A 21594-nucleotide genomic window follows, 5' to 3' on the forward strand; every position below is an offset into this window, starting at 1 on the left:
ATAGAAAAGGAAATGCTATGAAGTCTATATTAAAAGTTTCACTGGCTGCACTCACCCTGGCTTTTGCGGTGTCTTCTCACGCCGCGGATAAGAAACTCGTTGTGGCAACCGATACGGCATTCGTCCCGTTTGAATTTAAACAGGGCGACAAATACGTTGGCTTTGATATTGATTTGTGGGCCGCTATCGCGAAAGAATTGAAGCTGGACTACACCCTGAAGCCGATGGATTTCAGCGGCATTATTCCGGCGCTGCAAACTAAAAACATCGATCTGGCGCTGGCGGGTATTACGATTACAGACGAACGTAAAAAAGCAATCGACTTTTCCGATGGCTACTACAAAAGCGGCCTGCTCGTGATGGTTAAAGCCAACAATAACGATATTAAAAGCGTTAAAGATCTCGATGGCAAAGTCGTTGCCGTGAAGAGCGGTACCGGGTCAGTGGATTACGCGAAAGCAAATATCAAAACCAAGGATCTGCGTCAGTTCCCGAACATCGATAACGCGTATATGGAATTAGGCACCAACCGCGCAGACGCCGTTCTGCACGATACGCCTAACATCCTGTACTTTATCAAAACCGCAGGCAACGGACAGTTCAAGTCGGTCGGCGAATCGCTGGAAGCACAGCAATACGGGATTGCCTTCCCGAAAGGCAGCAATGAACTGCGCGAGAAAGTCAACGGCGCGCTGAAAACGCTGCGCGAAAACGGCACCTATAACGAAATCTACAAAAAGTGGTTCGGCACAGAACCTAAATAAAACGGCCTGATATGGGCTTATGGCCCGGTAGTGAGGACACTCACCGGGTCTACGGACGGATAAAACGCCACGGCGTCGCCATCAGGCAATATGCCTGCGGTTTTCACACCATATCCGCACCCGATAGGGCATTTGACTATTTACACCACGGTAACAGGAACGACATATGCAGTTTGACTGGAGCGCCATCTGGCCCGCCATTCCGCTTTTACTTGAAGGCGCTAAAATGACCCTGTGGATCTCGATCCTCGGTCTGGCTGGCGGCCTGGTGATTGGATTGGCAGCAGGTTTTGCCCGCACGTTTGGCGGCTGGTTCGCCAACCACATCGCCCTGATTTTCATTGAAATTATTCGCGGCACGCCTATCGTTGTCCAGGTCATGTTTATCTACTTTGCCCTGCCGATGGCATTTAATGATTTACGTATTGACCCGTTCAGCGCGGCGGTCGTGACGATAATGATAAACTCGGGCGCTTATATCGCGGAAATTACCCGTGGCGCAGTGCTATCAATTCACAAAGGCTTCCGCGAAGCGGGTCTGGCGCTGGGCCTTTCGCGCCGGGAAACCATCCGCCATGTGATTTTACCGCTTGCTCTGCGCCGTATGCTGCCACCGCTGGGAAACCAGTGGATCATTAGCATCAAAGACACTTCGTTGTTTATTGTTATCGGCGTAGCCGAGCTGACCCGTCAGGGCCAGGAAATTATTGCCGGTAATTTTCGCGCTCTGGAAATCTGGAGCGCCGTAGCGGTCTTCTATTTGATTATTACGCTGGTGCTGAGCTTTATTTTGCGTCGTCTTGAAAGAAGGATGAAAATCCTGTGATTGAATTTAAAAACGTCTCCAAGCACTTTGGCCCAACCCAGGTGCTGCATAACATTGATTTAAACATCCGTCAGGGCGAAGTGGTTGTAATCATCGGCCCTTCCGGTTCGGGTAAATCCACTTTATTGCGCTGTATCAACAAACTGGAAGAGATCACGTCCGGCGACCTGATTGTCGATGGTTTGAAAGTTAACGATCCTAAAGTAGACGAGCGGCTGATTCGCCAGGAAGCCGGCATGGTGTTTCAACAGTTTTATCTGTTTCCGCATCTGACCGCGCTCGAAAATGTTATGTTCGGCCCTTTGCGCGTGCGCGGCGCAAAGAAAGAAGAAGCGGAAAAACAGGCGAAAGAACTGTTAGCGAAAGTTGGGCTGGCGGAACGGGCGCACCACTACCCCTCAGAGCTTTCCGGCGGCCAGCAACAGCGCGTCGCCATCGCCCGTGCGCTGGCAGTGAAGCCGAAAATGATGCTATTTGACGAGCCAACCTCCGCCCTGGACCCTGAACTGCGCCATGAAGTGCTGAAAGTCATGCAGGATCTGGCGGAAGAAGGCATGACCATGGTTATTGTCACTCACGAAATCGGCTTTGCCGAAAAAGTCGCCTCGCGGCTGATTTTCATCGATAAAGGTCGTATTGCCGAAGATGGCAGCCCACAGGCGCTGATCAAAAATCCGCCAAGTCCACGTTTACAGGAATTTTTACAGCACGTCTCCTGATATATCGCCCTCCCGGCCCTGCGGCAGGGAGGGTATCATGGAATAATCCCATTTCATTTTCCCTCCTCTGCGCCATCTATACTTAGTGTTTTGCGTCTCTTTTCTCACTGGAGGAGTCATGCGGTGGACCCTGTTCATCTTTTTTTGTCTACTGGGCGCTCCTGCCCATTCCGTCGCCATACCCAGCGTGACCACGGGGACATCAACCAGCCAGCAGACAGCGACAGCGCCGGAGCCCAATACTGAGCAAAAAAAAGCGGCCTACGTAGCCCTGGCTGACGTTCTGGAGAACGAGGCTTCACGTAATGAATTGATAGCGCAGCTACGCGAATCTTCAACCACGCCGCCGACCGAACCGGCGTTTGCGCCGCCTGCGGCCAAAGATGAAAAAACGGTACTGGAGAACGTCACCACCCTCACCCGCCAGTACGGCGACGCTTTCGCCACCCGTTTCGCCCAGCTTTATCGCAACATCACCGATGCGCCGCACAAGCCGTTTAACTCGCAAACTTTCACCAACGCGTTATCCCACTTTTTATTTCTGGCAGTCGCGGTATTTGGTTTTTATAGCGTGATACGGCTTTGCGCCCTGCCGTTATATCGAAAAATGGGCCTGTGGGCGCGAAAGAAAAACCGTGAGCGCAGCAACTGGCTGCAACTTCCGGCGATGATCGCCGGCGCGTTTATTATCGATCTCCTGCTACTGGCGCTGACATTATTTATCGGTCAAATGCTCAGTGATAATTTTCATGCCGGAAGTCGAACCATCGCTTTTCAGCAAAGCCTGTTCCTGAATGCCTTCGCGCTGATAGAGTTCTTTAAAGCGATTCTGCGGCTTATTTTTTGCCCTAATGTACCGGAATTACGTCCATTTACCATTCAGGACGCGACAGCCCGTTACTGGAATCGCCGTATGAGTTCGCTTAGCAGTTTGATTGGCTACGGGCTAATTGTTGCCGTTCCGATTATTTCAAACCAGGTGAATGTTCAGGTTGGCGCGATGGCTAATGTGGCGATCATGCTCTGCATCACTATCTGGGCGCTATACCTGATCTTTAGAAACAAAGCTGAGATTACGCAACATTTGTTAAATCTGGCAGAACGGTCATTAGCCTTTTTTAGCCTGTTTATCCGCGCCTTCGCGCTGGTGTGGCACTGGCTGGCCAGCGCTTACTTTATCGTGCTGTTTTTCTTTTCGTTATTCGATCCTGGCAATAGCCTGAAGTTTATGATGGGCGCGACCGTCCGTAGTCTGGCGATTATTGGCATCGCTGCGTTTATCTCCGGCATGTTTACCCGCTGGATAGCGAAAACCATCACCCTGTCGCCCCATACGCAACGCAATTACCCGGAACTACAAAAGCGGCTTAACGGCTGGCTCTCCTCGGCGCTGAAAGTCGCACGCTTTCTGACCGTCTGCGTCACCGTCATGCTATTGCTCAACGCCTGGGGGCTATTCGATTTCTGGCACTGGCTACATTATGGCGCCGGGGAAAAGATGGTCGATATCCTTATCCGTATCGCGTTGATCTTATTCTTCTCCGCCGTGGGCTGGACGATTCTCGCCAGCCTGATCGAGAATCGCCTGGCCTCCGATATTCATGGTCGCCCGTTACCCAGCGCCCGCACGCGCACCCTGCTGACGCTGTTTCGCAATGCGCTGGCGGTGATCATCAGCACCATTACCATCATGATTGTGTTATCGGAAATCGGCGTCAATATCGCGCCATTGCTGGCTGGCGCGGGTGCGTTAGGCCTGGCGATCTCTTTCGGATCGCAAACACTGGTGAAAGATATTATTACCGGCGTCTTTATCCAATTTGAAAACGGGATGAATACCGGCGATTTAGTCACCATAGGTCCACTAACGGGGACGGTCGAAAGAATGTCGATTCGTTCCGTCGGTGTACGGCAGGATACCGGGGCATACCATATTATTCCGTGGTCCTCTATCACCACTTTCGCCAACTTTGTGCGGGGTATCGGCTCTGTTGTCGCCAACTATGATGTGGATCGCCATGAGGATGCGGATAAAGCGAATCAGGCGCTGAAAGACGCGGTGACGGCCCTGATGCAAACGGAGGATATTCGCGGACTGATTATTGGCGAACCCACGTTCGCCGGTATTGTCGGTTTAACGAACACGGCGTTTACCTTACGCGTATCATTCACCACGCTACCGCTCAAGCAGTGGACGGTACGTTTTGCTCTTGATAGCCAGGTGAAAAAGCATTTTGATCTCGCCAATGTCCGCGCGCCGGTGCAAACGTATCAGATTCTGCCCGCTCCCGTTGGCGGTCCATTGCCTGATTCATTGCCGCCACGCGAACCGACGATTTAGCGTTTACGGGTGATAAAACGGCGACGCTGGTCATCATCCATAAAGGTCCAGGCAATAAAGCGGCTTTGCTTTTGCCCCTGGGCCATCTCTTTTTTCACTACCTTCACCGCGCCCACCTCCGTCAGCGCCCGGTAAAGCGGCGGTAAATTCTCACCGCGCGACACCAACGTCGTAAACCACAATACCTGACGACGGAAGGTTTGGCTTTCAGCAATCATTTTTTTAATAAATGTAACTTCACCGCCTTCACAGCATAACTCCTGCTGTTGGCCGCCAAAGTTTAGCACATCGTCTCTCTTCTGCCCCAGATTGCGACGCTTACGCTCGCTGCCCGCGCGGGCCGCGGCGGCGGAATCGTGAAACGGCGGGTTACAAAGCGTTGCGTCATAGTATTCATTTTTATGAATGATGCCGGTAAAAATGGCCGTCGAATCTTTTTGACGACGCAGACGAATCGCGCGGCTTAGCCCCGTATTTGCCTGAATGATAGCCTGCGCGCTGGACATCGCCGCTTCGCTGATTTCACTGCCGGTAAATCGCCAGCCATATTCATATGCGCCGATAAGCGGATAAATACAGTTAGCCCCCACGCCCACATCCAGAATATTTGCCTGCACCGGAATACTCCCTGTCGTTTCGCCAAGCAGATCCGCCAGATGGTGAATATAATCCGCACGACCAGGCACCGGCGGACATAAAAACCCTTGCGGAATGTCCCAGTGTGTGACGGCATAAAAATGCGCCAGCAATGCCTTATTGAGCGCTTTTACCGCTTGCGGATTGGCAAAATCAACGCTCTGTTCACCTGCGGGCGTGCGGGTAAGAAAGGACGTCAATTCCGGCGTGGTCTGACACAGTGCGGCGAGATCATAACGGTGTTGATGGCGGTTGCGCGGGTGTAACCCCGGTTTCTGGGCGGACATGGCATTCTCCTTTTAGCAGCGGCGTAAGATACCCGTATAACGCCACGAGGTAAATATACCAACGCGAATTCCCTGCCTCGCTCGTTTCATCTGATACCTAAATATTATTTGCCCTTCTTATGGTCTGAAAAGATCGCGCGATGCGATTTTCGAGTCTGACAACGCTACACTTAAAACGTGTACCGATACAATGAGGAGAACGTGATGGCATCCGGCTGGGCAAAAGATGACGCAGTGAATGAACAAATCAACAATACTATTGAAGATGCCGTCGCCCGCGCTCGCGGCGAACTTCCGCACGGCGAAAGTCTCTATGAATGCGAAACTTGCGGCGACCCTATTCCCGAAGCGCGGCGTAAAGCCGTACCCGGCGTTCGGTTATGCGTCTCCTGCCAACAGGAGAAAGATTTACATAATGCAACATTTTCAGGATATAATCGCAGGGGTTCAAAGGACAGCCAGTTACGCTGACTTTTCTTTACCCAAATCACCATTATTATCCATTCCTTTACTCTCATGCTTTTTAGCGTTCTGCGTCGCAAAATGTGCCATTAACTTCGACTCTGTAAAGCCGGGTGACAAGAACGGTAAACTGCACCGTTGAATTAATTAATAATCAATAGGTTATTTGTCATTCAAAAATTTTGAGCAAAGCCGTCAATTCTATTCGATTTTATCTTTCGCAAAAAACCGTGATACTCATCACATCGACGGAACAACGTCCCATAGACAGAATAAACTGCGAGAGATGAACCATGAAAACCATTGAATATGCTGTTGCAGCTATCGCGCTTTCTACCCTTTCTTTTGGCGTTTTTGCCGCAGAGCCGGTTAGCGCGTCCCAAACGCAAAACCTGCACAAAATCGGCGTAGTGTCTGCCGACGGCGCCACCACGCTGGATGGTCTTGAGGCTAAACTGGCCGAAAAAGCCGCCGCCGCTGGCGCAAGCGCTTATAACATCACCTCCGCCGTTGGTAATGACAAAATGAGCGGCACTGCGGTGATTTATAAATGATTTATCTGTCCGTCAGATTTCAGGCTGTAACAACGCTGTTGTCTGAATTCTGACAGGAACGACCCTCGTCTGTTTGCCAACAGACCCACTGCTCTAACCCTCATTAACCCTGTTTGTTACCCTTATTTGCCCGTCCACCTCTGGACGGGCTTTTTTTATTCGCTAAAAAGTCTGTGCGACTCGCGCAAGCCCGTCTTCTAACGTAGCGGCCTCTCCCGTCGCAACCAGACAACAGGCCATTTGCGTTTTTAATGATTGCGGCACCGGTTCACGCCCGGCAAGACAACGCTCAATCCAGCGCGCGGTGACTTCAGGATCTTTATTCGCAGGCATTGAAAGCGACTTGTCGTGCGTGTCGCTCTGACGCTCATGTAATACCTGCACGCCGCGGCTATCAATCAGGCTGATTTGCGGACAGCGTTGCGGGTTGGCATAGACTTCGCCTTCGGTGCCATGCATCAACAAAGCTCGCCCGCCAACGCGGCTAAAAAAGGTCGCCACACGCGGTATATATTCAGGATGAGAAACGCTCGATAAACGCAGCGCCGCGTCCTCAGCAAATGGCGTCGCCAGCTTGGCCAGCGAATGCGCGCTGTTGCGCACGCCCATCCGCCAGCGCATCGCCAGTTGTTTTTCCAGCGGCGGACAGAGCGCGCTTACCGGGACAAAAACCGGCTGGTGCCCATCCAGTTTGGCCTGCGCTTGCCCGGCGTGCAATGTGGGCATCACCCCCATCAGCGCAAAAATCGTTTCGGTCAACACTCGCCCAGGATCTTCGCTCACGCCATGCACCACAACGGGAAATCCAAGCTTGTGCAATAAAATAGCCAGTAGCGGCGTCAGGTTGGCCTGTTTACGCGCGCCATTGTAGCTGGGAATAACGACCGGCATCGGTTTAGCCACAGGCGGCGTCAAACGGAAGGTATGGTGTTGCATAGCGTCATAAAATCCACGCATTTCGGCTTCGCCTTCGCCTTTAATACGCAGCGCCATCAATATACCGCCCATTTCCAGGTCGGGGACGTCGCCATTCAGCATTCGGGTATACAAACCGCGCGCGGTATCCTGATCCAGATCGCGGGCGTGATTTTTACCTCGCCCGATCTCTTTGATGATCTTGCGATAATCCATTGAAAGCTCCTTGAAGTGTGCTCACAGCATTAACGCCGTCGGCGGCGTGCAGGTTTTGCTTTTGGTTTTACTATAACGTCTGGCATAGCAGGCTGCTCTATCGGAAAAACAGGTAAGGCATTCAGTAGACGCTGCCCGTAGTTTTTGGTCAACAAGCGCTTATCATAAATGACCACTTCTCCCCGACAGCCGTGGCTACGGATCAACCGCCCCACCTGCTGAATTAAATTAAATGACGCGCTCGGTAAGCTTTGTACCTCAAACGGATAGCGGTTCAGGCTTTTTAGCCATTCGCCTTCAGTGATCACGACCGGGCTATCGATCGGCGGAAAAGCAATTTTATGGATATGGACCTGAGTCAGTAGCTCACCTTTAAGATCCAGGCCTTCGGCAAAAGACTGAAGTCCAACCAGCACGCTGCGTTCGCCGCTCTCCACCCGCTTACGGTGCAGTTCCACCAGCCGATAACGCGGCTGATCACCCTGGACTAAGAGGAGTAAGCGCAAATCAGCGACATGCTCCAGAAAACGCTGCATCGCCCGTCCGCTGGCGAATAGCACCAGCATACCGTGATGCTTTTTGCTCTCCAGTTGCTCGCGAAAGTAGGCCGCCATTTCGGCAATATGCCGCTCTTCGTTATCAATGGTGGGTTCATAGCGCATCTGAGGAATCACCAGTTTCCCCTGCGCCACATGATTAAACGGCGAATCCAGCGCCACAAAGCGGTCGCCGGCTTTTTCTTTTAAGCCGCTCATTTCCTGCAGGCGCGAAAAGCTATTGAGCGAGCGCAGTGTCGCCGAGGTGACAATAATGTGCGGTACGCTACGCCATAGCAGCTTTTCCAACTGATCGCTGACGCGGATGCCCACACAATGGAACCAGACATGCATTTGCCCGTCCCGCACCTCGCGCGTCGCCCATTTGGACACTGGCGCGCCCGAAGACTGCGCCATTGAAGCCAGCCGCCATAATTTGCTTTGCGCCTCGAACATTCCCAGCGCCCGGTTCATCTGTAAAATTATCCGATGCAAACGCACAATATCGTGCGACCCCGTTTTATCGCTAAGATCGTTAAGGAAGGATTCCGCCAACCCGCGCAGCGTTTCGGTCAGCTTTGCCAGCCGCTGACAGATCGCCATGACCTCATCAGGCAGCTCGCCCATCGCAAAACGGTGCTCCGCTTCCTGCGTCGCGGGCATATACAGATTAAGAATGCCATTGAGCGAGGCGATCAGTTCGTAGACCTCCTCGCAATGGGCGTTAAGTCGCTCAGGGTTCGCTAGCGGCGGCGGGGTTTTAGGGCGAAATTGCTCCATGCAGGTCGCTACCAGTTTGCTAAACAGATCCAGTTGCAGGCGATACCAGGAAGCGGTAATTTCCGCGCTCATCTCCAGCGCGTCGCGAGCGACATCGGGCAGATGATGACCTTCATCCAGTACCAACAGCAGATGCTTTGGTTCCGGCAACACGGCTTCGCTTTCCATCGCCGCCATCACCAGCGCGTGATTCGCTACCACGACCTCCGCTTCCTGTATTTCACGCCGGGCGACAAAGAATGGGCATTCGCGGTAATAATGACAGTTGCGGTTCAGACAGCTAGCTTTATCGGTACTTAATCGCCGCCATAGCTCGTCGTTAATAGCAATATCGGTATGATCCCGTAGACCATCCCATTTATAGCTGTCGAGATCTCCTTTCAGCCTGGCGCAGCGCTTTTGCTCTTCCTGATTATTGGGCGTCAGTTCGTCATCAAGAAAAGCGAGCAGATCCTGCTGCGCAGGCTCGCTACTGGCCAGCGCCGCCAGGTTTCGCGGACACACGTAACGCCCGCGGCCAAAGGCGGCGGTAAAGCGCAGATCGGGAATGATTTTTCGCAGCAGCGGTAGATCCTTGCTAAAGATCTGATCCTGTAACGCCACGTTAGCGGTACTGACCACCAGCGTTTTTTGCTCTTCACGGGCAATGGCGATGCCGGGAATAAGATAGGAGAGGGTTTTCCCGACGCCGGTCGGCGCTTCAATAGCCAGATGTCTCCCTTCTTCCCCGGCCAGCGTTTTAGCGACGTCAGCAATCATCTGCCGCTGCGGCGCACGGGGAATAAAGTCGGGAATCTGCTCCTGAAGCGCCTTATACCAGGCGGCTATTTGCGCTTTCAGCGCAGCGGTCAATGCCATGAGAAAACCTGAAATACTGTATAAACAGCCACTATTGTGTCACATTTCAGGGTCGGGAAATACCTTTTTTGCTGGTTCTGGAAGGCGGCTCGCAACGCCGCTTTGATGTGCCGGATGGCGGCGGCACGCGCCTTATCCGGCATGGGCCACGTGAAATGCAGACCCGGTAAGCGCAGCGCCACCGGGCATTTTTGCGGAATAATATTTACTGGGCGGGCGTAATTCTGCGCGGACGACGCGGCGGGCGTACTTTATCGCCAGCGGGTTTCCCCTCGCCTGTACGCGGTTTTGGTTTTGCCTTCGCCGCTCCGCTATCCTGACGTCGCGGCTGCTGGTTGCGTCCCGCTCCTCCCTGGCTTTGACCGCGTCCACGACCGCCGCCGCGTTGCTGACGGCCATTCTGAATCGGCTCCGCTTTAATCGACGGATCCGGCTCATAGCCCGGCGTAGTAATGCGCGGTATCTCTTTTTTCAGCAACTTTTCGATATCGCGCAACAACTTGTGCTCGTCAATACAGACCAGCGACAGCGCCTCGCCAGTTGCCGCTGCACGCCCGGTACGGCCAATACGGTGTACATAATCTTCCGGCACGTTCGGCAGTTCATAGTTGACCACATGCGGCAGTTCTTCAATATCCAGACCTCGCGCCGCAATATCTGTCGCTACCAATACGCGGAGATCGCCGGATTTAAAATCCGCCAGCGCGCGGGTACGTGCGCCCTGCGATTTATTACCGTGGATCGCTGCGCTGCGAATACCGTCTTTATTAAGCTGTTCCGCCAAATGGTTTGCGCCATGCTTGGTACGGGTGAAGACCAACACCTGCTGCCAGTTACCCTGGCCAATCAGCAGCGACAGAAGCTCGCGTTTGCGTTTTTTATCCACAAAGTGTACGTGTTGCGTCACCTGTTCTGACGCCGTGTTACGGCGCGCCACTTCAATTTCCAGCGGGTTATGCAGCAGCTTTTCGGCGAGCGCTTTGATGTCGTCCGAGAAAGTAGCGGAGAACAGCAGATTCTGGCGTTTTGGCGGCAGTTTTGCCAGCACGCGACGAATGTCGTGAATGAAGCCCATATCCAGCATCCGGTCGGCTTCGTCCAGCACGAGGATTTCAATCTGATCCAGCTTCACCGCATTCTGATGTTCCAGATCCAGCAGACGTCCCGGCGTCGCCACCAGCACATCCACGCCGCCGCGCAGTTTCATCATCTGCGGATTGATGCTTACGCCGCCAAACACCACCAACGAGCGAATTTTGAGATATTTACTGTAATCTCTGACGTTTTCGCCAATTTGCGCCGCCAGCTCGCGGGTTGGCGTGAGGATCAACGCGCGCACCGGGCGACGACCTTTAGCGTGCGGCTGATGGGTAATCAGATGCTGCAACAATGGCAGGGTAAAGCCCGCCGTTTTACCGGTCCCGGTCTGGGCGCTGGCCATCAGATCGCGGCCTTCCAGCACGGCGGGAATCGCCTGCTGCTGAATAGGGGTAGGTTCACGGTAACCCTGCTCGGCAATGGCGCGCAGGATATCAGGGTTTAATCCCAGGGAATCAAAAGACATAACTACTCCGGACCGCCCCGACCGTTGCCGGTGTAGTTTTCAGGGAGATGCTCAAATTTGGAATGACAAAAACCACAATGTCATGAAGGGGCGGAGTGTAGCAGTTTTTGTGATGCGGCGCATAAATTATCCCGAAAGGTGGCAGAGACAAATTAATCGACCACACTGGACAAGTACCATTATGAGTCATAATCTTAATCAATCGATTGATTAAGAATTAGGGCGTGTGATGAATATTCCTACCACGACCACCAAGGGTGAGCAGGCGAAAAGTCAGCTAATTGCCGCCGCGCTGGCGCAGTTTGGCGAATATGGCCTGCATGCCACCACGCGCGATATCGCTGCGCTAGCGGGGCAAAACATTGCCGCCATTACTTACTATTTCGGCTCAAAAGAGGATTTATACCTCGCCTGCGCCCAGTGGATTGCCGATTTTCTTGGCGAAAAATTTCGCCTCCATGCTGAAAAAGCGGAACGTCTATTTAGCCAGCCAGACCCTGACCGGGACGCTATACGCGAGCTGATTCTGCTCGCCTGCAAGAACATGATTATGCTGCTGACGCAGGAACACACCGTCAACCTGAGCAAATTTATTTCACGCGAGCAGCTCTCTCCCACGTCGGCCTATCAACTGGTTCATGAACAGGTTATCGATCCGTTGCACACCCATCTGACAAGATTGGTTGCCGCTTATACTGGCTGCGACGCCAATGATACGCGCATGATTTTGCATACCCATGCCTTACTGGGCGAAGTGCTGGCATTTCGTCTCGGCAAAGAAACTATTTTGTTACGTACCGGCTGGCCGCAGTTTGATGAAGAAAAAGCGGAGCTGATTTACCAGACGGTAACCTGCCACATCGATCTTATTCTGCACGGTTTAACGCAAAGGAGTCTGGACTGATGAAAAAACCTGTCGTTATCGGACTGGTAATCGCAGCGATCGTCGCTGTGATTGCCGGTGGAACCTGGTGGTATCAAAGTCGGCAGGACGATGGGCTGACGCTATACGGTAATGTCGATATTCGTACCGTCAATATCAGCTTTCGCGTCGGCGGCAGGCTGGCGTCGCTGAATGTGGATGAAGGCGATACGATCAAAGCCGGGCAGGTGCTCGGCGAACTGGATCACGCGCCATACGAAAACGCGCTGATGCAGGCGAAAGCTGGCGTGTCGGTCGCCCAGGCGCAATACGATTTGATGCTGGCAGGCTACCGCGATGAAGAGATAGCCCAGGCCGCCGCCGCAGTAAGACAGGCGCAAGCCGCCTATGACTACGCGCAGAACTTTTACAACCGTCAGCAGGGATTGTGGAAAAGCCGCACCATTTCCGCAAACGATCTGGAAAACGCCCGCTCATCGCGCGATCAGGCACAGGCGACGCTGAAATCCGCGCAGGATAAGCTGAGCCAGTACCGTACCGGTAATCGCGAACAAGATATCGCCCAGGCGAAAGCCAGCCTGGAACAGGCAAAGGCCCAACTGGCGCAGGCGCAGCTTGATTTACAGGACACCACGCTTATCGCGCCTTCCAACGGGACATTGCTCACCCGCGCGGTCGAACCGGGCAGTATGCTGAACGCCGGCAGCACGGTATTAACGCTATCACTGACCCGCCCAGTCTGGGTACGCGCCTATGTCGATGAACGCAACCTCAGCCAGACGCAACCGGGGCGCGAAATTCTGTTGTATACCGACGGCCGTCCTGACAAACCTTACCACGGCAAGATTGGTTTCGTTTCGCCCACCGCGGAATTTACGCCGAAAACTGTCGAAACGCCGGATCTGCGCACCGATCTCGTCTATCGCCTGCGCATTATCGTCACCGATGCGGACGATGCGTTACGCCAGGGGATGCCGGTCACGGTGAAATTTAATGACGAGGCACGGCATGAGTGAGGCCGTTATTACGCTGCACGGTCTGACGAAGCGCTTTGCGGGAATGGATAAACCCGCCGTCGCGCCGCTCGACTGTACCATTCATTCCGGTTATGTCACCGGGCTGGTAGGGCCGGACGGCGCAGGAAAAACCACGCTGATGCGTATGCTGGCGGGCCTGCTCAAAGCCGATGGCGGCGGCGCCTCCGTATTGGGCTTCGACCCGATACAAAACGACAGCGAGCTACATGCGGTTCTGGGCTATATGCCGCAGAAATTCGGTCTGTATGAAGATCTTACCGTCATGGAGAACCTTAATCTCTATGCCGATTTGCGCAGCGTTGCCGGCGAGATACGGGAAAAGACCTTTGCCCGCTTATTGGAATTTACCGCCCTCGGCCCGTTCACCGGTCGTCTGGCAGGGAAACTGTCTGGCGGGATGAAGCAAAAGCTGGGACTGGCCTGTACGCTGGTCGGCGAACCGAAAGTGCTGCTGCTGGATGAGCCGGGCGTTGGCGTTGACCCGATTTCACGGCGCGAGTTATGGCAAATGGTCCACGAACTGGCGGGCGACGGGATGCTGATTTTATGGAGCACCTCCTACCTGGATGAGGCCGAACAGTGTCGCGACGTGCTGCTGATGAATGAAGGCGAACTGCTTTATCAGGGCGAACCTACAGCGCTGACGCAAACGATGGCCGGGCGTAGCTTCCTGATGAGCAGCCCACAGGAGAACAACCGTAGGTTGCTGCAACGAGCGCTCAGACTACCGCAGGTGAGCGACGGCATGATTCAAGGACGTTCAGTACGCCTGATCCTGAAAAAAGAGGCAACCGAAGAAGAGATTCGTCAGGCGGAAGGGATGCCGGAAATCACCCTCAACGAGACCACGCCGCGCTTCGAAGACGCCTTTATCGATCTGCTTGGCGGGGCGGGAACCTCGGAATCTCCGCTGGGTTCAATTCTCCATACGGTTGAAGGCACTCCCGGCGAAACGGTGATCGAAGCGCAGGAACTGACAAAAAAATTTGGCGATTTCGCAGCGACGGACCATGTTAACTTCGTCGTACAGCGCGGCGAGATTTTTGGCCTGCTCGGCCCGAACGGCGCGGGTAAATCGACCACCTTTAAAATGATGTGCGGCCTGCTGGTGCCGACGTCCGGCAAGGCGCTGGTGCTGGATATGGACCTGAAAGTCAGCTCCGGCAAAGCCCGTCAGCATCTGGGCTATATGGCGCAAAAATTTTCGCTTTACGGCAACCTGACCGTCGAGCAGAACCTGCGTTTTTTCTCCGGCGTCTATGGTTTGCGGGGCCGCGCGCAGAATGAAAAAATTCAGCGCATGAGCGAAGCGTTTGGTCTGAAAAGCATTGCGTCGCATCCCACCGATGCGCTGCCGCTGGGCTTTAAACAGCGTCTGGCGCTGGCCTGCTCGCTGATGCACGAACCGGATATTTTATTCCTTGATGAACCCACGTCCGGAGTTGATCCCCTTACCCGCCGTGAATTTTGGCTGCATATTAATAGCATGGTGGAAAAAGGGGTCACGGTAATGGTGACGACCCACTTTATGGATGAGGCGGAATATTGCGATCGCATCGGACTGGTGTATCGCGGGAAGCTTATCGCCAGCGGCACGCCGGACGATCTCAAAGCACAGGCCGCCGATGCTCAACAGGCCGATCCGACGATGGAGCAGGCCTTTATCACCCTCATCAATGACTGGGATAAGGAGCATACGCATGAGTAAGTCTCTCTCCTGGCGCCGCGTGCGTGCTTTGTGCGTCAAAGAGACGCGCCAGATCGTTCGCGATCCCAGTAGCTGGCTGATTGCGGTGGTGATCCCGCTGCTGTTGCTGTTTATTTTCGGTTACGGCATTAACCTCGACTCCAGCAAGCTGCGGGTGGGGATTTTGCTTGAACAGCAAAGCCAGGAGGCGCTGGATTTCACTCATGCGATGACCGGTTCACCCTATATCGACGCAACCATTAGCGATAATCGACATGAATTAATTGAAAAAATGCAGGCCGGACGCATTCGCGGACTGGTGGTGATTCCAGTAGATTTCGCGCAGCAAATGGCGCACGCCAATGCCACCGCGCCGATTCAGGTGATTACCGACGGCAGCGAGCCAAATACCGCCAACTTCGTTCAGGGTTATGTTGAGGGCATCTGGCAAATCTGGCAACAACAGCGGGCGGAAGATCGCGGCGAAGCCTTTGAACCGCTCATCGACGTCCAGACGCGCTACTGGTTTAACCCTGCGGCGATCAGTCAGCATTTTATTATTCCCGGCGCCGTGACTATTATCATGACGGTAATTGGCGCGATCCTGACGTCGTTAGTGGTCGCCCGCGAATGGGAGCGCGGTACGATGGAGGCGCTGCTCTCTACCGAAGTGACGCGCGTCGAACTGCTGCTATGTAAGCTTATTCCCTATTACTTTCTCGGTATGCTGGCAATGCTGATCTGTATGCTGGTATCGGTGTTTATTCTCGGCGTGCCGTATCGCGGTTCGCTGCTAATTCTGTTTGTCATCACCAGTTTGTTTTTACTGAGTACGTTGGGGATGGGGTTGTTGATTTCCACTATTACTCGCAACCAGTTTAACGCCGCGCAGGTGGCGCTGAACGCCGCCTTTTTGCCATCGATTATGCTGTCCGGGTTTATCTTCCAGATAGACAGTATGCCTGCGGTGATCCGCGCGGTGACCTATATTATTCCGGCGCGCTATTTTGTCAGCACCCTGCAAAGCCTGTTTCTGGCCGGCAATATTCCGGTAGTGTTAGGTATTAACGTACTGTTTTTGATCGCCTCGGCGGTGATGTTTATTGGTCTGACGTGGCTTAAAACAAAACGTCGGCTGGACTGAGGAATTGCCATCCGGCACTGAGGGCAAGACTATGTTTCATCGTTTATGGACGTTAATTCGCAAAGAACTGCAATCGCTTTTACGCGAACCGCAAACGCGCGCGATCCTGATTCTGCCAGTGCTGATTCAGGTTATCTTGTTTCCGTATGCTGCGACGCTTGAAGTCACAAACGCGACCATCGCCATCTATAACGAAGATAACGGCAAACATTCCGTAGAACTTACCCAGCGTTTTGCCCGCGCGAAGGCTTTTACCCATGTGCTGCTGCTGAATAGCCCACAAGAGATCCAGCCGACTATCGATACGCAAAAAGCGCTGCTGCTGGTGCGCTTCCCGGCGAATTTCTCGCGGAATCTGGATACCTTCCAGTCCGCGCCGATGCAGCTCATTCTTGACGGACGCAACTCCAACAGCGCGCAAATCGCCGCCAATTATCTGCAACAGATCGTCAAGGTGTATCAGCAGGAGTTGATGGACGGTAAGCCAAAGTCCAACAATAGCGAACTGGTGGTACGCAACTGGTATAACCCGAATCTGGACTATAAATGGTTTGTGGTGCCATCGCTGATCGCCATGATCACTACTATCGGCGTGATGATCGTGACCTCGCTGTCCGTCGCCCGCGAGCGTGAACAAGGCACTCTGGATCAACTGCTGGTCTCTCCGCTCACCACCTGGCAGATTTTCGTCGGTAAAGCGGTGCCTGCGCTGATTGTCGCCACCTTCCAGGCCACGATCGTGCTGGCTATCGGCATTTGGGCGTATCAAATCCCCTTCGCCGGATCGTTAGCGCTGTTTTATTTCACGATGGTGATTTACGGGCTGTCGCTGGTAGGATTTGGCTTGCTGATATCATCACTTTGCGCCACGCAACAGCAGGCATTTATCGGCGTCTTTGTCTTTATGATGCCGGCGATCTTACTTTCAGGCTATGTCTCGCCGGTGGAAAATATGCCGGTCTGGCTGCAAAACCTGACGTGGATAAACCCTATCCGCCACTTTACTGACATTACCAAGCAAATTTATCTTAAGGACGCGAGTCTGGGGATTGTCTGGGGAAGTTTGTGGCCGCTACTGGTGATAGCGGTCACTACGGGTTCAACGGCGTATGCGATGTTTAGACGCAAAGTCATGTAGCTTTTTATCTTTCGCCAGTAACGATACCACGGCGGGCCCGGCCAGAATAGCCAGTCCCGCCAGCGCCAGTAAGACATTGTTTTGCAATACGCGGGACAGCAGCCAGAGGACAATCAGCGCGGTGCCGAAGTACCAGGTGGTGGTCAACTCTTCCAAAACATCCGCCACATCGCGCCAGCGTTGCTCATGATGGCGCTGCAACGCCAGCATCAGCAGTACCGTCACGCCATAAAGTACGCATAATCCCAGACCGACACGCACTAATGTGCCGCTCATCCAGCCTATTACCAGCATCGCCACTATCAGTAAATGCAACATAATCTGCCAGCAACCGAGGCCGGTTGCGACACGAACGCGTTGTTGCCACTTCATGGCTTTTCTCCTGAAGCATTTTTCTCTCATTATTCAGAGTACCGAACTTTACGGAAAATTCCGTAAGACCGCATCTTTTTGTGACGACGACTACACTATTTCAATCAGGATAGTGACGCGAACAGGAAGAAAATGACTCAACACACGCGAAATTTTTCATTCAAAGTGCTCACCATTAACACGCACAAAGGGTTTACCGCCTTTAATAAACGCTTCATCCTGCCGGAACTGCGCGATGCCGTCAGAACGGTCGGCGCCGATATCGTCTGTCTGCAAGAAGTGATGGGCGCACATGAGGTGCATCCGCTGCATATCGAAAACTGGCCGGACACCACCCATTATGAATTTTTGGCCGACACCATGTGGAGCGATTTCGCCTATGGCCGCAATGCGGTCTATCCGGAAGGCCATCACGGCAACGCAGTGCTTTCTCGCTACCCCATTGAACATTATGAAAATCGCGACGTCTCGGTCGGCGGCAGCGAAAAGCGCGGCGTGCTCTATTGCCGCATTACGCCGCCCATGCACAACCACCCTATCCACGTCATGTGCGTGCATCTCGGCCTGCGGGAGAGCCATCGCCAGGCGCAGTTAACCATGCTGGCAGGATGGGTGAATGCCTTGCCGGAATCGGAACCGGTGCTGGTGGCCGGAGACTTTAACGACTGGCGGCAAAGAGCCAATCCGCCGTTAAAAGCGGCCGGGCTGGAGGAGATATTCACCCGCGCCCATGGCCGACCGGCGCGTACTTTCCCGGTAAGTATGCCGCTGCTGCGACTCGATCGTATTTACGTCAAGAATGCTAACGCCAGCTCTCCTACGGCGCTACCGCTGCGAAACTGGCGACATTTATCAGACCATGCCCCCCTTAGCGCGGAGATCCATCTATGAAATGCGGCTGGCGTGAAGGTAATCAAATTCAGCTACTGGAAAACGGCGACCAGTTCTATCCTGCCGTGTTTGAGGCTATCGCTCAGGCACAGCAAAAAATCATCCTGGAAACTTTCATCTTGTTTGAAGATGAGGTGGGCAAAAAACTCCATGCCGCTCTGCTAAAAGCCGCACAGCGCGGCGTAAAAGCCGAAGTGTTGCTCGACGGCTACGGCTCTCCCGATCTCAGCGACGCTTTTGTCGGCGAATTAACCGCGGCGGGCGTTATTTTTCGCTATTACGACCCCCGCCCGCGTCTACTGGGGTTGCGAACCAATATCTTCCGCCGAATGCACCGCAAAATTGTAGTGATTGATGATCGTATTGCCTTTGTCGGCGGCATTAACTATTCCGCCGAACATATGTCGGATTACGGCCCGCAGGCGAAACAAGACTACGCGGTACGGGTCGAAGGGCCTGTAGTAGCCGATATCCTGCAATTCGAAGTCGAGAATCTGCCGGGGCAAAGCCCCGCACGCCGCTGGTGGAAGCGCCATCATCAGGCCGAAGAAAACCGCCACCCCGGCGAAGCGCAGGCGCTGTTTGTCTGGCGGGATAACGAAGAACACCGCGACGATATCGAACGTCATTATCTGAAAATGCTGACCCAGGCAAAGCGTGAAGTGATTATCGCTAACGCCTATTTTTTCCCCGGCTATCGTTTGCTCCACGCGATGCGTAAAGCTGCCCGCCGTGGCGTGAGCGTAAAACTGATTGTCCAGGGAGAGCCAGACATGCCGATTGTCAAAGTCGGCGCGCGGTTGCTCTATAACTATCTGGTGAAAGGCGGCGTGCAGGTTTATGAATACCGTCGCCGTCCGCTGCACGGCAAAGTGGCGCTGATGGACGATCACTGGGCGACGGTAGGGTCGAGTAATCTCGACCCGCTCAGCTTGTCGCTTAACCTTGAAGCTAATCTGATCATTCATGATCGCAACTTTAACCAGACCCTGCGCGACAATTTACAAGGCATCATCGTGAATGATTGTAAGCAGGTCGATGAGTCTATGCTGCCGAGACGCACCTGGTGGAACCTGAGCAAAAGCGTGCTGGCGTTCCACTTTTTACGCCATTTCCCGGCGCTGGTGGGCTGGCTACCTGCGCATACCCCGCATCTGGCGCAGGTTCCCCCGCCTGCCCAGCCGGAAATGGAAACCCAGGATCGCGTTGATCCAGAAAATACAGGAGTGAAGCCCTAATGGCTAAATCGCATCCGCGCTGGCGGCTGGCTAAAAAAGTGCTGACCTGGCTGTTTTTTATTGCGGTCGTCGTTCTGCTGGTGGTTTATGCTAAAAAGGTTGACTGGGGCGATGTCTGGACCGTCATCCGCGACTATAACCGCACTGCGCTTTTAAGCGCCGTTGGGCTGGTTATTATTAGCTATCTTCTGTACGGCTGTTACGATCTGCTTGGACGGCTTTATTGCGGCCATAAACTGGCGAAGCGGCAGGTTATGCTGGTATCGTTCGTTTGCTACGCCTTTAATTTGACGCTGAGTACCTGGGTCGGCGGGATAGGGATGCGTTACCGACTATACTCCCGCCTCGGCCTGCCCGGCAGCACGATCACGCGCATTTTCTCGCTCAGTATTACCACTAACTGGCTGGGCTATATTTTACTTGGCGGCATCATTTTTACCTTCGGCATTGTCCAGCTTCCCGACCACTGGTATGTCGATGAAGGCACGCTACGTATTCTCGGTATCGTTTTATTGCTGATTATCGCGGTCTATATGTGGTTTTGCGCCTTTGCGAAGCGGCGATATATGACGATTAAAGGGCAGAAGCTGGTGCTGCCGTCATGGAAATTCGCACTGGCGCAGATGGCGATCTCCAGCGCGAACTGGATGGCGATGGGCGCGATCATCTGGCTGCTAATGGGCCAGAATGTGAACTATTTCTTTGTGCTGGGCGTACTGCTGGTGAGCAGCATCGCGGGTGTCATCGTGCATATTCCGGCCGGCATCGGCGTGCTGGAGGCCGTTTTCCTGGCGCTGCTGGCGGGCGAACATACGTCGCAAGGCACGATTATCGCCGCCCTTCTCGCTTACCGCGTACTTTACTATTTTATTCCTCTGTTGCTGGCGCTGGTGTGCTACCTGGTCCTGGAGGGCCGGGCGAAAAAGCTACGGGCGAAAAATGAGCGGGCGATGGCAAAATAATTTACGGTTATGCATTGCCGGATGGCGTCGGGCAGGCCGGATGACGAAATGCCATCCGGCACAACAACATTAGCGGCGATTACCAAAAATACGCAGTAACATCAGGAACAGGTTGATAAAGTCCAGATAGAGTGTTAACGCGCCGAGAATCGAATACTTACGTAGATTAGCACTATCACGGGTATCAATTTGCTCGCCGATATTTTTCAGTTTCTGCGTGTCATAGGCGGTCAGACCGACAAACACAATCACACCAATATAGGTCACAATCCACATCAGCGTTTCGCTCTTCAGCCAAAAATTGACCAGCGACGCCAGCACGATCCCAATGAGCGCCATAAACAGCATGTTGCCGAAACCGCTAAGATCGCGTTTAGTGGTATACCCGTACAGGCTCATTACGCCAAACATTCCGCCCGTCACCACAAACGTACTGGCGATAGAGGAGTAGGTGTAAACGACAAAAATACTGGATAACGTCAATCCGGTTAGCGCCGAATAAAGCATAAACAGCGTGGTCGCCATTCCGGCGCTAAGTTTATGCACCAGTCCCGACAGTACAAACACCAGCGCAAGCTGGGCAATGATTAACCCAAAGAAGGTGATCTTACTGGAAAAGACAAACATCATGACGGCTGGCGTATTAGCCGCATACCACGCGATAAACGCGGTCAACAACAGCCCGACCGTCATCCAGCCATACACTTGCGCCATATAGGTCTGCAGGCCGGAACGCGCCTGCACTATTGAATCAGATCGTGGAAATCTGTCCATAATGAACTCC

20 protein-coding genes are annotated in these 21594 nt (G+C 53.5%); 14 read left to right on the forward strand and 6 right to left on the reverse strand.

Translation table 11 applies throughout. From position 1 onward, the window contains the following. The first annotated feature begins 17 nt into the window (after positions 1-17). The 4 genes from glnH (at position 18) to ybiO (ending at position 4650) form a co-directional block, all read left to right on the forward strand. A complete protein-coding gene (gene glnH, locus F4V61_RS04880) occupies positions 18-764 on the forward strand; it encodes a glutamine ABC transporter substrate-binding protein GlnH (protein WP_000836099.1) in 747 nt (248 codons plus the stop codon). Positions 765-930: 166 nt separating this feature from the next. Continuing rightward, positions 931-1590 carry a glutamine ABC transporter permease GlnP gene (glnP, locus tag F4V61_RS04885; protein WP_001159073.1) on the forward strand — a complete coding sequence of 220 codons (660 nt, stop codon included), beginning with the start codon at positions 931-933 and terminating at the stop codon, positions 1588-1590. Continuing rightward, positions 1587-2309, forward strand: coding sequence for a glutamine ABC transporter ATP-binding protein GlnQ (glnQ, locus tag F4V61_RS04890; RefSeq protein WP_000569091.1), 723 nt, complete (start codon positions 1587-1589; stop codon positions 2307-2309). The genes glnP and glnQ overlap by 4 nt, the downstream gene beginning before the upstream one ends. Before the next feature lie 118 nt (positions 2310-2427). Continuing rightward, positions 2428-4650, forward strand: coding sequence for a mechanosensitive channel protein (ybiO, locus tag F4V61_RS04895; RefSeq protein WP_079835549.1), 2223 nt, complete (start codon positions 2428-2430; stop codon positions 4648-4650). Here the strand turns inward: ybiO and rlmF are convergent. Next, positions 4647-5573, reverse strand: a complete 927-nt coding sequence (rlmF, locus tag F4V61_RS04900) for a 23S rRNA (adenine(1618)-N(6))-methyltransferase RlmF (protein WP_001275971.1) — start codon at positions 5571-5573, stop codon at positions 4647-4649. The genes ybiO and rlmF overlap by 4 nt on opposite strands. A gap of 204 nt (positions 5574-5777) precedes the next feature. Between rlmF and F4V61_RS04905 the strand changes: the two genes are divergently transcribed. Both F4V61_RS04905 and ybiJ read left to right on the forward strand, forming a co-directional pair. Next, positions 5778-6044 (forward strand): DksA/TraR family C4-type zinc finger protein, encoded by a 267-nt coding sequence (locus F4V61_RS04905; RefSeq protein WP_000146325.1) that lies wholly within the window; start codon positions 5778-5780, stop codon positions 6042-6044. A 284-nt stretch (positions 6045-6328) separates the two neighbouring features. Continuing rightward, the gene (gene ybiJ, locus F4V61_RS04910) at positions 6329-6589 is read left to right on the forward strand and encodes a DUF1471 family protein YbiJ (RefSeq protein ID WP_080160860.1); all 261 of its coding nucleotides are present in this window, start codon (positions 6329-6331) and stop codon (positions 6587-6589) included. Between the two features lie 162 nt (positions 6590-6751). Here the strand turns inward: ybiJ and ybiB are convergent, their stop codons facing one another. From ybiB to rhlE, 3 genes are all read right to left on the reverse strand, one after another. Further along, positions 6752-7720: a DNA-binding protein YbiB gene (gene ybiB, locus F4V61_RS04915; RefSeq protein WP_000386507.1), complete on the reverse strand. Its 969-nt coding sequence runs from the start codon at positions 7718-7720 to the stop codon at positions 6752-6754. Positions 7721-7749: 29 nt separating this feature from the next. Then, entirely contained in the window at positions 7750-9894 is a 2145-nt protein-coding gene (gene dinG / locus F4V61_RS04920; RefSeq protein ID WP_080160861.1) for an ATP-dependent DNA helicase DinG, read from the reverse strand. 205 nt (positions 9895-10099) lie between these two features. Then, entirely contained in the window at positions 10100-11458 is a 1359-nt protein-coding gene (rhlE, locus tag F4V61_RS04925; protein ID WP_080160862.1) for an ATP-dependent RNA helicase RhlE, read from the reverse strand. A gap of 229 nt (positions 11459-11687) precedes the next feature. Here rhlE and cecR point away from each other — a divergent pair, with 229 nt between their 5' ends. From cecR to F4V61_RS04950, 5 genes are read left to right on the forward strand one after another with little or no spacing between them, the layout of a single operon-like run. Next, the gene (cecR, locus tag F4V61_RS04930) at positions 11688-12362 is read left to right on the forward strand and encodes a transcriptional regulator CecR (protein ID WP_080160863.1); all 675 of its coding nucleotides are present in this window, start codon (positions 11688-11690) and stop codon (positions 12360-12362) included. After that, entirely contained in the window at positions 12362-13357 is a 996-nt protein-coding gene (gene hlyD, locus F4V61_RS04935) for a secretion protein HlyD (RefSeq protein ID WP_079835855.1), read from the forward strand. The genes cecR and hlyD overlap by 1 nt, the downstream gene beginning before the upstream one ends. Further along, positions 13350-15086 (forward strand): ATP-binding cassette domain-containing protein, encoded by a 1737-nt coding sequence (locus F4V61_RS04940; RefSeq protein WP_080160864.1) that lies wholly within the window; start codon positions 13350-13352, stop codon positions 15084-15086. The genes hlyD and F4V61_RS04940 overlap by 8 nt, the downstream gene beginning before the upstream one ends. Beyond that, positions 15079-16209, forward strand: a complete 1131-nt coding sequence (locus F4V61_RS04945; protein WP_080160865.1) for an ABC transporter permease — start codon at positions 15079-15081, stop codon at positions 16207-16209. The genes F4V61_RS04940 and F4V61_RS04945 overlap by 8 nt, the downstream gene beginning before the upstream one ends. A gap of 31 nt (positions 16210-16240) precedes the next feature. After that, positions 16241-17347, forward strand: coding sequence for an ABC transporter permease (locus tag F4V61_RS04950; RefSeq protein WP_080160866.1), 1107 nt, complete (start codon positions 16241-16243; stop codon positions 17345-17347). On the opposite strand, the gene F4V61_RS04955 is transcribed toward F4V61_RS04950, so the two are convergent. Continuing rightward, positions 17309-17719 (reverse strand): YbhQ family protein, encoded by a 411-nt coding sequence (locus F4V61_RS04955; RefSeq protein ID WP_038396411.1) that lies wholly within the window; start codon positions 17717-17719, stop codon positions 17309-17311. The two genes, F4V61_RS04950 and F4V61_RS04955, sit on opposite strands and share 39 nt — an antisense overlap. A 132-nt stretch (positions 17720-17851) precedes the next feature. Here F4V61_RS04955 and F4V61_RS04960 point away from each other — a divergent pair, with 132 nt between their 5' ends. The 3 genes from F4V61_RS04960 to F4V61_RS04970 are packed head-to-tail and all read left to right on the forward strand — an operon-like array spanning position 17852 to position 20810. After that, the gene (locus tag F4V61_RS04960; protein WP_038396412.1) at positions 17852-18610 is read left to right on the forward strand and encodes an endonuclease/exonuclease/phosphatase family protein; all 759 of its coding nucleotides are present in this window, start codon (positions 17852-17854) and stop codon (positions 18608-18610) included. Further along, the gene (gene clsB / locus F4V61_RS04965; protein ID WP_000649635.1) at positions 18607-19848 is read left to right on the forward strand and encodes a cardiolipin synthase ClsB; all 1242 of its coding nucleotides are present in this window, start codon (positions 18607-18609) and stop codon (positions 19846-19848) included. Before F4V61_RS04960 ends, clsB begins: the two co-directional genes overlap by 4 nt. Next, the gene (locus F4V61_RS04970) at positions 19848-20810 is read left to right on the forward strand and encodes a lysylphosphatidylglycerol synthase transmembrane domain-containing protein (RefSeq protein WP_079827902.1); all 963 of its coding nucleotides are present in this window, start codon (positions 19848-19850) and stop codon (positions 20808-20810) included. The genes clsB and F4V61_RS04970 overlap by 1 nt, the downstream gene beginning before the upstream one ends. Before the next feature lie 69 nt (positions 20811-20879). On the opposite strand, the gene F4V61_RS04975 is transcribed toward F4V61_RS04970, so the two are convergent. Continuing rightward, positions 20880-21584, reverse strand: coding sequence for a Bax inhibitor-1/YccA family protein (locus F4V61_RS04975; protein WP_000373615.1), 705 nt, complete (start codon positions 21582-21584; stop codon positions 20880-20882). Positions 21585-21594 lie beyond the last annotated feature (10 nt).

Origin of the sequence: Salmonella enterica subsp. arizonae (assembly GCF_008692845.1) — a bacterium.
GTDB classification, from domain to species: Bacteria; Pseudomonadota; Gammaproteobacteria; order Enterobacterales; family Enterobacteriaceae; genus Salmonella; species Salmonella arizonae.

Bases quoted from the DNA above. Each gene is read 5' to 3' on its own strand.
- glnH (WP_000836099.1), top strand. From the start codon at position 18: ATGAAGTCTATATTAAAAGTTTCACTGGCTGCACTCACCCTGGCTTTT.
- F4V61_RS04945 (WP_080160865.1), top strand. From the start codon at position 15,079: ATGAGTAAGTCTCTCTCCTGGCGCCGCGTGCGTGCTTTGTGCGTCAAA.
- dinG (WP_080160861.1), bottom strand. From the start codon at position 9,894: ATGGCATTGACCGCTGCGCTGAAAGCGCAAATAGCCGCCTGGTATAAG.
- F4V61_RS04970 (WP_079827902.1), top strand. From the start codon at position 19,848: ATGGCTAAATCGCATCCGCGCTGGCGGCTGGCTAAAAAAGTGCTGACC.
- F4V61_RS04940 (WP_080160864.1), top strand. From the start codon at position 13,350: ATGAGTGAGGCCGTTATTACGCTGCACGGTCTGACGAAGCGCTTTGCG.
- F4V61_RS04950 (WP_080160866.1), top strand. From the start codon at position 16,241: ATGTTTCATCGTTTATGGACGTTAATTCGCAAAGAACTGCAATCGCTT.
- ybiJ (WP_080160860.1), top strand. From the start codon at position 6,329: ATGAAAACCATTGAATATGCTGTTGCAGCTATCGCGCTTTCTACCCTT.
- clsB (WP_000649635.1), top strand. From the start codon at position 18,607: ATGAAATGCGGCTGGCGTGAAGGTAATCAAATTCAGCTACTGGAAAAC.
- rhlE (WP_080160862.1), bottom strand. From the start codon at position 11,458: ATGTCTTTTGATTCCCTGGGATTAAACCCTGATATCCTGCGCGCCATT.
- hlyD (WP_079835855.1), top strand. From the start codon at position 12,362: ATGAAAAAACCTGTCGTTATCGGACTGGTAATCGCAGCGATCGTCGCT.
- F4V61_RS04955 (WP_038396411.1), bottom strand. From the start codon at position 17,719: ATGAAGTGGCAACAACGCGTTCGTGTCGCAACCGGCCTCGGTTGCTGG.
- F4V61_RS04975 (WP_000373615.1), bottom strand. From the start codon at position 21,584: ATGGACAGATTTCCACGATCTGATTCAATAGTGCAGGCGCGTTCCGGC.
- rlmF (WP_001275971.1), bottom strand. From the start codon at position 5,573: ATGTCCGCCCAGAAACCGGGGTTACACCCGCGCAACCGCCATCAACAC.
- F4V61_RS04960 (WP_038396412.1), top strand. From the start codon at position 17,852: ATGACTCAACACACGCGAAATTTTTCATTCAAAGTGCTCACCATTAAC.
- F4V61_RS04905 (WP_000146325.1), top strand. From the start codon at position 5,778: ATGGCATCCGGCTGGGCAAAAGATGACGCAGTGAATGAACAAATCAAC.
- glnP (WP_001159073.1), top strand. From the start codon at position 931: ATGCAGTTTGACTGGAGCGCCATCTGGCCCGCCATTCCGCTTTTACTT.
- cecR (WP_080160863.1), top strand. From the start codon at position 11,688: ATGAATATTCCTACCACGACCACCAAGGGTGAGCAGGCGAAAAGTCAG.
- ybiB (WP_000386507.1), bottom strand. From the start codon at position 7,720: ATGGATTATCGCAAGATCATCAAAGAGATCGGGCGAGGTAAAAATCAC.
- ybiO (WP_079835549.1), top strand. From the start codon at position 2,428: ATGCGGTGGACCCTGTTCATCTTTTTTTGTCTACTGGGCGCTCCTGCC.